This is a genomic window from Thermostichus sp. OS-CIW-29, from assembly GCF_054058195.1.
The window spans coordinates 133,574-143,587 of record NZ_JBSSAB010000003.1 but is presented as its reverse complement, the minus strand read 5'-3'; the positions used below and the strand labels follow the sequence as shown (position 1 = coordinate 143,587).

Here is a 10,014-nt window from a genome sequence, read left to right as displayed (position 1 = left end):
AAACAGAAAGATCAACTGGTAGTAATCCGTACTGAACATATTATACATTATTTTCAGTATAGTTGAGCTTATTATTGACTAGAGTCATGCTCTTCGGATCCCGAACTAGTTCAATATAGACCGTCGGCGAGAGGGGCAACCCCCTGCACTTAACTTGCAAGGGGTGCGGGGAGCTACAAGTTCCGCGCTCTGGCGGGAAAGTCAGGGTCGAGATACCGACTCCTCTGCCAAGTCGTTCTGTGACGCGGGGCAGGAATGCCCAATGGCAAGGTTGGGAGGCCCAAGCTCTATTGGCTAGAGTGAGGGCGGGGGGATGTTACAAGGAAAGCTTCTGGAATAGATGAGCCACCGGCAGGGCAAATCCTGGAATAACCTCTTCACCTTCTAGAAGATCAACCGATTTCAGGAGGCGGTCAGGCTCTTGAGAGCTGCGATACACCAGGACGTAGTGCTCGCTGGGGTGAACCAGCCAAACCAGGCGGCTGCCATTTTCAAAGTACTCCACCAGCTTGTCATGAATTTCTTCAACCGTATTGCGGGGGGAAAGCACTTCAACAGCCAGATCTGGAGCGCCTTCCAAAAATCCTGTGGGCAGTTCAGCCATGCCCTGCAAGCGTTCTTTAGCAAAAAAAGAGATGTCAGGGGAGCGCCAATTTCCACTCTTCATCTTAAAAGCAGTGCTGGAATCTAAAACGATCCCCAGCTTGTTGGACAAAACGTAGGGGGTCAAAGCTGCCAATAGGAGGCTGCAGACATAACCATGGAGTGCCCCCGCGCTTCCCATATCAATTGGCTTCCCATCAACAATCTCGTAGCGATGTCCCTCCCTGGACAACGCCATGAATTCTTCGGCTGTCCAAGCTCTTTTTCCCTGAGTTGGCACAGCTCCGACGGTCATCTGCAAACTCCTTGCTGCTCCTTCGACACCGCAAGCCAAGCCCGCAGGGATCCCCCAGCGGCTTTTCCTCGAGGGGGGACGCCAAAGGCTAAAATAGCCTAGCTCATCCTACTGTACCGACGGAAAAGGCACCTTGATCGAGCGCTACACTCTGCCCGAAATGGGCCAGATTTGGTCCACTGCCCACAAGCTCCAGACCTGGCTGCAGGTGGAGCTGGCTGTCTGTGAAGCGCAAGCGGAGCTGGGGCGGATCCCGCAAGAAGCCCTGCAGGAGATCAGAGCCAAAGCCGCCTTTGACCCGGCGCGGGTTTTGGAAATTGAGGCGGAAGTGAAGCACGATGTTATTGCCTTCTTAACCAACCTCAACGAGCACGTGGGCGAGGCAGGGCGCTACATCCACCTGGGCCTGACCAGCTCGGATGTGTTGGATACGGCCCTGGCCCTGCAGCTTGTGGCCTCGGTGGAGATCTTGCAAGCCCGCCTGGCCGACCTCATCGCTGCTATCCGCGACCAAGCTCGGCAGCACCGCTACACCCTCATGATCGGCCGCACCCACGGTGTTCACGCCGAGCCGATTACCTTTGGCTTTAAGCTGGCAGGGTGGCTGGCCGAGTGCCTGCGCCACCAAGAGCGCCTAGCTCGCCTGCGGGAAGTGGTGGCGGTGGGCAAGATCTCTGGCGCCGTGGGCACCTACGCCAACGTGCCTCCCCAGGTGGAGCAGTTGGCCTGCGCTCGCCTGGGCCTGAAGCCCGATACAGCCTCGACACAGGTAATCTCGCGGGATCGCCACGCTGAATACGTGCAAACCTTGGCTCTGATTGGCTCTTCCCTAGAGCGCTTTGCTACTGAAATCCGCCACCTGCAGCGAACAGAGGTACTGGAGGCTGAGGAGTACTTTGCCCCCGGCCAAAAGGGATCCTCTGCTATGCCCCACAAGCGCAACCCCATCAAATCTGAACAGCTAACCGGGATTTCCCGCCTCCTGCGGGGGTATGCCCTTCCGGCTCTGGAAAACATTCCTCTTTGGCATGAGCGGGACATCTCCCACAGCTCCGTAGAGCGGGTCATCCTGCCGGATGCCTCCATCCTCTGCCACTATCTGTTGGTCAACATGGCGGAGCTGGTGGGCCAGCTGCAGGTTCACGCTCGCAACATGGAGCGCAATCTCAACCTCTACGGCGGCGTCATCTTCAGCCAGCAGGTGCTGCTGGCTTTGGTGGAGAAGGGCCTTAGCCGCGAGGAAGCCTACCGCCTGGTGCAGGAAAATGCTCACCGCGCCTGGAACCAGCCCGGCGGGGATTTCCGCGCCAATCTGCTGGCGGATCCCCGAGTGATGGCCCACCTCAGCGAGGCGGAACTGCAGGCTTGTTTTGATCCGCGGCGCCACCTAACCCATTTGGACGAGATCTTTGCCCGCCTGGGCATTTGAGGATCCCCTATGGTTTGGCAGCGGCAGCACGTCTTGGGCTTGGCGGATTTTACTCCCGAAGAATACCAGATGGTTTTGCAGACCAGCGCCAGTTTCCAGGAGGTGTTGACGCGGCGGTTGCCCAAGGTGCCCACCTTGCAGGGGAAGGTGGTGGTGACGCTGTTCTTCGAGCCTTCCACCCGCACCCGTACCAGTTTTGAGCTGGCGGCCAAGCGCCTTTCGGCCGATGTGCTCAACTTTTCCCCAGGCACCTCTTCCTTGAGCAAAGGGGAGACGCTCTTGGATACGGCCCGCACCTTTCTGGCCATGGGATCCGATCTCTTAATCGTTCGCCATGCCCAGGCAGGAGTGCCCCAACAATTAGCTGCCGAGATCGACCGCCGCGGATCCCCTGTGGGCGTTCTCAATGCCGGGGATGGCCTGCACGAACATCCCACTCAAGGCCTGCTGGACTTGTTTACCCTCTGCAGCCATCTGGATCCCCGGCGTCCCCGTCTGGAGTTGCTGCAAGGGATCAAAATCGCCATTGTCGGCGATATTCTCCACTCGCGAGTGGCCCGCTCCGATATCTACGCCCTGGTGGCCGCCGGAGCTGAGGTTCACTTAGCCGGCCCTCCCACCCTATTGCCCAAAGATTTTGCCCAGTTTGTACCCGGCCACACGCTCCCTGTCCATTGGCAGCTGGAGCCTGCCCTCGAAGGGGCGCGTTTTGTTATCACCTTGCGCCTGCAGCAGGAGCGCATGAGCGAGTTCCTTCTCCCCAGCTTGCAGGAGTACCATCACTTCTTCGGCCTCACGCGGCAACGACTGCGCCTGTGCCACCCGGATGTCAAGCTTCTGCACCCCGGCCCGGTCAATCGCGGTGTGGAACTCAGCTCCGAGGTGATGGAGGATCCCGGCTTGAACCTGATTGAGCAGCAGGTCACCCACGGCGTGGCGGTGCGCATGGCCCTGCTGTACCTCATGGGGGGCGGGCGGATCCCAGCTTAGAGCCCAGATCTTTCTCTGCTCGGGGAACATGTAGAGCTGCCCCACGTCTAGAAGGTTGGAGTCTATCTTCTAACCAATTCTCTCTGCCAAAAGCCGAAAGAATCTCTGGGCGGGGCTTTTCCCGCCCTGCTGAAATCATGTCCAAGCTTGCCGAGAGGGGAGCAACATCTTTGTCTCAAATTTTACACATCTTGGATCTGGATCGAGTTTTTTTGCAGCCGTCTAAGCTTAGCTCTTATTCAAGTTGTGTCCGTTTGATTGGTTGTCAAATGAGATAGAAGTTCAGCAGTATAAGCCTTTTCGCGGATCCTGGGCTCCAGGATCCTGATTTTGCTGAAATCCAAACTGGCCAAAACCACCAGATGGAAAATCGAGGTTTGGAAACGAGCCAGCACACTCAAAAATATCGATTTTTCTCTTGACTTAACCCAAAGTTAACCTTTAGATATCCCTCCGTTAACTTTGAGGTTATAGGGTTGAAGATGTTGATTTGCCACAGATATTACCTATGCGAACCCTGCTTTCTGCTTTCTCCCTCACCGCTCTAACAGTAGGATTTCTAACAGCGACCTCGGCTCAAGCCCAAACCGTGCAAATCTCCGGGGCGGGCGCGACCTTTGCGGCTCCTTTGCTGCAACGTTGGTTTGACGCCTACAACCGCACCGTAGACCCCGCTGTGCAAGTCAGCTATCAGTCTGTCGGTAGTGGTGCTGGCCTAGAGCAGGTGATCAATGGCACTGTGGACTTCGGCGCTTCCGAGGCGCCTTTCTCCGGTGCTCGCCTGGAAAACTTCCGAGCTAAATACGGCTATGAGCCCCTACAGTTGCCTCTGGCGGGAGGGTCCATCGAGTTTGCCTATAACCTGCCCGGCATTGAAGACGGAGAGCTCATCCTGAAGCGGAAAACCTACTGCGGCATCGTGACCGGCGAGATCACTCGCTGGGACGACATTCGCATCAAGGCCGAGAACCCACGTATAGCAAACAAGCTGCCACCCCTGGACATCACCTGGGTACACCGCTCTGATGGTTCTGGGACTACCTTTGTGTTCACCAACCACATCAAAACTGTCTGCCCTAATTGGACAGCCGGTGCTGGTACTTCTGTCGAGTGGCCTGTTGGCATTGGAGCCCAAGGGAATGAGGGCGTAGCCGCCACCATCAAGCAGGAGCCAGGGGCGATTGGCTACGTGAACCAGTCCTATGCCAAGCTGGAAAAGATGGCCACTGCTCGCTTGGAAAACAAAGCGGGCAACATTGTTGAGTTCTCGACTGAGGCAGCTACCTCGGCGCTGGATGCTCCCATTCCTGATAACTTTGCGCTGTTGGTGCCCGACCCTGAAGGGCCAAATGACTACCCAATCGTGGGCTTGTTCTGGGTGATGCTGTACCGCGAGTATCCCGATCAGCAGAAGCTGACCAAGCTGGTGGAGGCTCTGAAGTGGACCCAGGGGCCAGAGGGTCAAGCCATCACCAAGGAGCTGGACTACATCCCTATGCCTGAGGCGGCTATCCAGCGGATCTTTGCAGAGCTGGATGCCATCACCGTTAACCCCAAGGCGGTGCGATGACTGGGTTGCAGCCTGAACTCCACTAGAGTGGAGCTGGTGGCCGGCTGAGGAGGCAGATGAGGCTTTCCCGGTCGGCTGCTGGGCTTACCTTGCACGGTGGGATTTTTAGGAAAGTTTTGAACCGAAGATGATCATGGGAGAGAGGCTATGACTTCAGCGGCTACGGGTTATGGTTCACCACCAAACCCGGATATCGATGTTGACATTGAGAAAAAGGCGAGCCTGTCTCGGGCTGTTGATGTGGGCTTTGTCCGCCTGACGCTGGCCTTGGCAGGGTTTGCCGGCATTATCCTCATCTGGGTGATTCTTCAAACCACCGAAGCGGCTCTGCCGGCGATTCAGCAGTTTGGCTTGGGCTTCCTGGTTACTGCCCGCTGGAACCCGGTGGAAAACATCTACGGGGTGCTACCACAGATTTATGGCAGTTTGGTAACCTCTCTGGTGGCTTTGATTTTTGCCATCCCTCTGGGCATTGGCACTGCCATCTTCCTGACGGAAGGTTTTGCCCCCAAGTGGGTAACGGAGCCGATTGGCTTTGCCATTGAGCTGATCGTGGCCACTCCCAGTGTGGTGCTGGGGCTATGGGGGATCTTTGTGCTGATTCCAGCAGTGCGGCCCATCTTTCGAGCCATTAACCAGACGCTGGGTTGGATCCCTTTCTTGGGTGGCCCGGCTCCGCGGGGGCCCAGCTTGTTGATAGTGGCTATGGTGCTGGGGATCATGATCTCTCCCATCATCATCTCCATTACCCGCAGTACCTTTGAATCTCTACCACGCAGCCTAAAAGAGGGCGCTTTGGCTCTGGGGGCAACCCGCTGGGAGACCCTCTTAACGGTGATGATCCCTGCCGGCCTGTCGGGCATTGTCAGCTCGATCATGCTGGCGCTGGGACGGGCCCTGGGAGAGACCATGGTGGCGGCCATGCTTTCCGGCAACGCCAACCGCATCAATATCTCCCTAATGCAGCCGGGATCCACCATTACTGGCTTGATTGCCTCTCAGTTTGGCGAGGCAGGACGCTTGCAGGTTTCGGCTCTCATGTATGCCGGCGTGGTGCTGATGGTGCTGACGTTATTGGTCAACATTGTTGCCGAGATCATCATCCGCAAGTTTCAAAACTTGGAGCAGTAACTTGGGAAGCAGAAAGAAGATGAAGGAGCACTGTTATCATGTCCGACTCAGCACAGCTTGCCCCTGAGAAGGTTGACATCGACATTACTCGTGCCGCCATTGCCCCTGTCCGCAATTACACAGGCATTGTCCTAACCCTGCTGAGTGGCCTCTTTGTGGCGGTGATCATAGCTTCCCTATCTTGGGTGCTGTGGGATGTGGGCAAGGAAGGCATCCAGCGGATAAATTGGGATGTCCTCACCCAGACCCGCTACCCTGCCCCTGGCCTGGCGGAAGGGGGCTTTGGTCACGCAATTGTCGGCAATTTAATGGTGCTGGCTACGGGGGCGGCTTTGAGCTTTCCCTTCGGCATCTTGGCGGCAGTGTACTTGTCTGAATTCGGTCGCGGCACCCGCTTGGCTTATCTGGTTAAGTTTTCCTGCAATGTGCTCACGGGGGTACCGGCCATTCTCTGCGGCCTGTTTGCCTATGCTGTGGTGGTGAGGGGATCCGGCTTTTCGGCTTTCTCGGGAGGGGTGGCTTTTGGCGTGCTGATGCTGCCGATTGTCATCCGCTCCACCGAGGAGGCGTTGCTGCTGGTTTCGCCCGACATGCGCTTGGCTTCCCTTGGCCTGGGCTCAAATCGCTTTCAGACCACAATGCGCGTTGTTTTGCCGGCAGCGGCACCGGCCATCGTAACCGGGCTAATCCTGGCTTTGGCCCGAGCGGCAGGCGAGGCTGCACCTCTGCTCTTTACCGCCTTCAACAACAATTTCTGGTCTACTAATCTCTTTGGCCCGGTGGCTACCTTGCCGGTGATGGTCTACTTTTTCTCCATCATTCCCTACAGGGTGCAGCAGGAGCTGGCTTGGGCGGGCGCTTTGGTTTTGTTAGCCATTGTTTTGGCGGCCAGCTTGACCGCTCGCTTTTTGGTGTACAAGACCAGGAAATAGCCTGAGGATTCTCAACAAAGTCTTGAATCGAACTCTTCGTCGAACTCTAGCTCTTTTTGTGAGTGCTGCCATGCAAACTCAATCTCTTAACCAGACCTCTTACGTTTTCAGGACCGAGAACCTGAATGTCTACTATGGCTCCAATCTGGCGGTAAAAAATGTTACTCTGGACATCCCAGCCCGACAGATTACTGCGTTTATCGGCCCTTCCGGCTGTGGCAAAAGCACGATCCTACGTTGCTTCAACCGCACCAACGATTTGATCCCCGGTGCTCGTGTAGAGGGCAAGCTCACCTACCACGGCAAGGATCTCTACGCCAAAGAGGTCGATCCGGTGGCGGTGCGGCGGCGTATCGGCATGGTCTTCCAAAGACCCAATCCCTTCCCCAAAAGCATTTACGACAACGTGGCCTACGGCCCGCGGGTGCTGGGGATGAAGGTAGACTTGGACGAGGTGGTGGAAACCTCGCTGAAACGGGCTGCCCTCTGGGATGAAGTCAAAGACAAGTTGAAAGAAAATGGTCAGTCGCTGTCGGGAGGGCAGCAGCAGCGCTTGTGTATTGCCCGCGCTCTGGCGGTACAGCCGGATGTGATTTTGATGGATGAGCCCTGTTCGGCACTGGATCCCATTTCCACCCGCCGTATCGAAGAGCTGATGAAGGAGCTGGAGGAGGAATATACCATCATCATCGTCACCCACAACATGCAGCAGGCCAGCCGCGTCTCGGATATGACGGCTTTCTTCAGCGTGGAGCTGGTGGGATCCAACCGTGTGGGCGAGCTGATTGAATTTGACAGAACTGAAGTCATCTTCAACAGCCCCACCAAGCAAGCCACAAGAGATTATGTGGAGGGCCGCTTCGGCTAATCGACCTGGCCGGACAGGGATCCTTCCCATACTGTTCTCGGCAAACCCTTTTGCAGGCAATTTCTGCCGATGATGGAGTCTGAAGAACCGTTGCACCCAAATACGGATACCTATGATCGTTGCCGCTCCTGACAAGCTGCAGGCTTTGCCTTCTGACTTAGAGGGTATTGAGATCATCACTGATCCGGCTCAGGTGGCCAAGTTGTCGTTGGATTTTTACCACTACAGCCCCGTGCTGAGCCGACAACTGAGCGACAAGCGGGGAGATTTGGTGGTGCGCCCCGCCGATGAGGCCGAGGTGATGCGGGTGGCAGCGGCCTGTGCCAGGCTGCGGATCCCGGTTACGGTGCGCGGTGCCGGTACCGGTAATTACGGCCAATGTATCCCGCTGGCCGGGGGTGTGATCCTGGACATGGGCAAGCTCAACCAGGTGCTTTGGGCAAAGCCGGGCTTGGCGCGGGTGCAGGCGGGGGCCAAGTTGATGGCCATCGACAAACACACCCGGGAGATGGGCTGGGAGATCCGCATGGCTCCTTCCACCTATCGCACGGCCACCATCGGGGGGTTCATTGCCGGCGGCAGCGGCGGCATTGGCTCTGTGACCTACGGCCAACTGCGGGATCGCGGCAACATCTTGGGTTTGCGGGTGGTCACCCTGGAGGAAGAGCCGCGGGTGCTGGAGCTGCGGGGAGACGAGGTGTTCCAAGTGAGCCATGCCTGGGGCCTCAATGGGATCATCACCGAGGTGGAGATCCCGCTGGCGCCTGCTTACCCTTGGGCAGAGCTGGTGGTGGCTTTTCCCCCCGCAGGAGGGTTTATGCCCTGTGCCCATTTTGGCCAGGCCCTGGGCGATGCGGATGGGATCATCAAGAAGATGATCAGCCTGCACGCTTGGCCGATCCCCAGCTACTTTGCACCGCTGCGGGGTCATTTGCCAGAAGGATCCGCTGTGGCCCTGTTGATGGTGGCCGAATGCAGCCTGGAGCCGCTGTTGGAGCTTGTCCGGGAACATGGGGGCCAAGTGGTTTACAACAAAACGGCCCAGGAGGCCAGCAAGGGGATCTCGCTGGGGGAATTTTCTTGGAACCACACCACTTTGCACTGCCGCAGCGTGGATCCCAGCCTGACTTATTTACAATCGGCTTTTCCTGCCGATCGGGAGCTGAAGCTGGTGCAGCACATGTACGAGTATTTTGGCGACGAAGTGCTGATGCACCTGGAGTGGATTCGCATCAACGGGCAAGCTACCCCCGTCGGCCTGCAAATTGTCCGCTTTACCACCGAAGAGCGCCTGAACGAGATCATGCGCTACCACGAAGAGCAGGGAGTATTTATTGCCAACCCCCACACTTTCATCATCGAAGACGGCGGGCGCAAAGTGATGGATCCGCGCCAGATTCGTTTTAAAGAAGAAGTGGATCCCTATGGCCTGCTCAATCCGGGCAAGATGCGCACCTGGCAGGAGCGCGCCTCTGCTTGAGGAATAGCAACAGTAGCACAGCAATTGGCCTTGGTCTATCTGTATTGCCCATGTTTAATCCCTGATGGATTGTCTGGGCAGGACAACACCAGTCCAAAGCTCTACAGTCAGTACTGTGGGAATGCTGTCCACCGTTAAATGCTTTGTGGTGTGGACTGTCAAACTTCCGGCAGCCAATCTTCTGCCAGCACCAACTCTGGAGAGTAGGGACAGACATCTGGAAATGTCGAGATTTCTATCCCCGTTTGCCTGGCTGCTTGGCGGCGCGCCCGTTGATAACTCTCTTCAAGTTGCTCTACCAGATAACCTTTTAGGCTAGGGCTATCTTCTATGGCCAATCCGATTTGGGTTCGCGCATCTGTAATGGAATCTAGCCAGCTATCTGAACGGCGCTGAGGTTGATATTGCCACTTGAGCAGATGCAGCAGAAGGCGAGTTAATTGACTGGTAATCCCTCGTCGTTCGCTCTTACCCAAATTCTCAACCTCTTCAATTAAGTGTGTTAGGTCAATTTCATGCCAGCGCCTTTCCCGCAATAGCCGGGTTGTTCGGTCAATCCACAAGTTAAAGTCTGTCGAGTATAGATTGCTCATAGCTTTGTCCTGCTGAAAAATAGGGTCGCGATAATTATGAAATCCAGACTACGTCCTTCTTGAGTTTACTACAATAAAACCTGTAACACCTGAGTTCTCAACCGTCTGGGAGCAGAGTCCTCT

At 56.4% G+C, this 10,014-nt stretch carries 9 protein-coding genes; 7 read left to right on the top strand and 2 right to left on the bottom strand.

What is annotated here, in order from left to right; genetic code table 11:
* Positions 1–316: 316 nt before the first annotated feature.
* Positions 317–898: a Uma2 family endonuclease gene (locus tag ACVWZJ_RS02335; protein ID WP_011430559.1), complete on the bottom strand. Its 582-nt coding sequence runs from the start codon at positions 896–898 to the stop codon at positions 317–319.
* Between the two features lie 133 nt (positions 899–1,031).
* Between ACVWZJ_RS02335 and purB the strand changes: the two genes are divergently transcribed.
* The 7 genes from purB (at position 1,032) to ACVWZJ_RS02300 (ending at position 9,298) form a co-directional block, all read left to right on the top strand.
* Positions 1,032–2,327 (top strand): adenylosuccinate lyase, encoded by a 1,296-nt coding sequence (gene purB, locus ACVWZJ_RS02330; protein WP_011433513.1) that lies wholly within the window; start codon positions 1,032–1,034, stop codon positions 2,325–2,327.
* A 9-nt stretch (positions 2,328–2,336) separates the two neighbouring features.
* Complete coding sequence (locus ACVWZJ_RS02325; RefSeq protein ID WP_414421697.1) at positions 2,337–3,317, top strand: aspartate carbamoyltransferase catalytic subunit; 981 nt, start codon at positions 2,337–2,339, stop codon at positions 3,315–3,317.
* A gap of 508 nt (positions 3,318–3,825) precedes the next feature.
* Entirely contained in the window at positions 3,826–4,887 is a 1,062-nt protein-coding gene (gene pstS / locus ACVWZJ_RS02320; RefSeq protein ID WP_457394345.1) for a phosphate ABC transporter substrate-binding protein PstS, read from the top strand.
* 147 nt (positions 4,888–5,034) lie between these two features.
* Positions 5,035–6,018, top strand: coding sequence for a phosphate ABC transporter permease subunit PstC (gene pstC / locus ACVWZJ_RS02315; RefSeq protein ID WP_457394342.1), 984 nt, complete (start codon positions 5,035–5,037; stop codon positions 6,016–6,018).
* A gap of 38 nt (positions 6,019–6,056) precedes the next feature.
* On the top strand, positions 6,057–6,950 hold the full coding sequence (gene pstA / locus ACVWZJ_RS02310; protein ID WP_011433508.1) for a phosphate ABC transporter permease PstA: 894 nt from the start codon (positions 6,057–6,059) through the stop codon (positions 6,948–6,950).
* 70 nt (positions 6,951–7,020) lie between these two features.
* Positions 7,021–7,818 carry a phosphate ABC transporter ATP-binding protein PstB gene (gene pstB / locus ACVWZJ_RS02305; protein ID WP_011433507.1) on the top strand — a complete coding sequence of 266 codons (798 nt, stop codon included), beginning with the start codon at positions 7,021–7,023 and terminating at the stop codon, positions 7,816–7,818.
* Positions 7,819–7,930: 112 nt separating this feature from the next.
* On the top strand, positions 7,931–9,298 hold the full coding sequence (locus ACVWZJ_RS02300; protein ID WP_011433506.1) for an FAD-binding oxidoreductase: 1,368 nt from the start codon (positions 7,931–7,933) through the stop codon (positions 9,296–9,298).
* A 158-nt stretch (positions 9,299–9,456) separates the two neighbouring features.
* Here the strand turns inward: ACVWZJ_RS02300 and ACVWZJ_RS02295 are convergent, their stop codons facing one another.
* Positions 9,457–9,891 (bottom strand): DUF29 domain-containing protein, encoded by a 435-nt coding sequence (locus ACVWZJ_RS02295; protein ID WP_011433505.1) that lies wholly within the window; start codon positions 9,889–9,891, stop codon positions 9,457–9,459.
* Positions 9,892–10,014: the final 123 nt, after the last annotated feature.

Excerpts from the sequence above, each read along its gene's own strand:
- ACVWZJ_RS02325 (WP_414421697.1), top strand. The coding sequence starts at position 2,337 with ATGGTTTGGCAGCGGCAGCACGTCTTGGGCTTGGCGGATTTTACTCCC.
- ACVWZJ_RS02300 (WP_011433506.1), top strand. The coding sequence starts at position 7,931 with ATGATCGTTGCCGCTCCTGACAAGCTGCAGGCTTTGCCTTCTGACTTA.
- pstS (WP_457394345.1), top strand. The coding sequence starts at position 3,826 with ATGCGAACCCTGCTTTCTGCTTTCTCCCTCACCGCTCTAACAGTAGGA.
- pstB (WP_011433507.1), top strand. The coding sequence starts at position 7,021 with ATGCAAACTCAATCTCTTAACCAGACCTCTTACGTTTTCAGGACCGAG.
- ACVWZJ_RS02295 (WP_011433505.1), bottom strand. The coding sequence starts at position 9,891 with ATGAGCAATCTATACTCGACAGACTTTAACTTGTGGATTGACCGAACA.
- ACVWZJ_RS02335 (WP_011430559.1), bottom strand. The coding sequence starts at position 898 with ATGACCGTCGGAGCTGTGCCAACTCAGGGAAAAAGAGCTTGGACAGCC.
- pstA (WP_011433508.1), top strand. The coding sequence starts at position 6,057 with ATGTCCGACTCAGCACAGCTTGCCCCTGAGAAGGTTGACATCGACATT.
- pstC (WP_457394342.1), top strand. The coding sequence starts at position 5,035 with ATGACTTCAGCGGCTACGGGTTATGGTTCACCACCAAACCCGGATATC.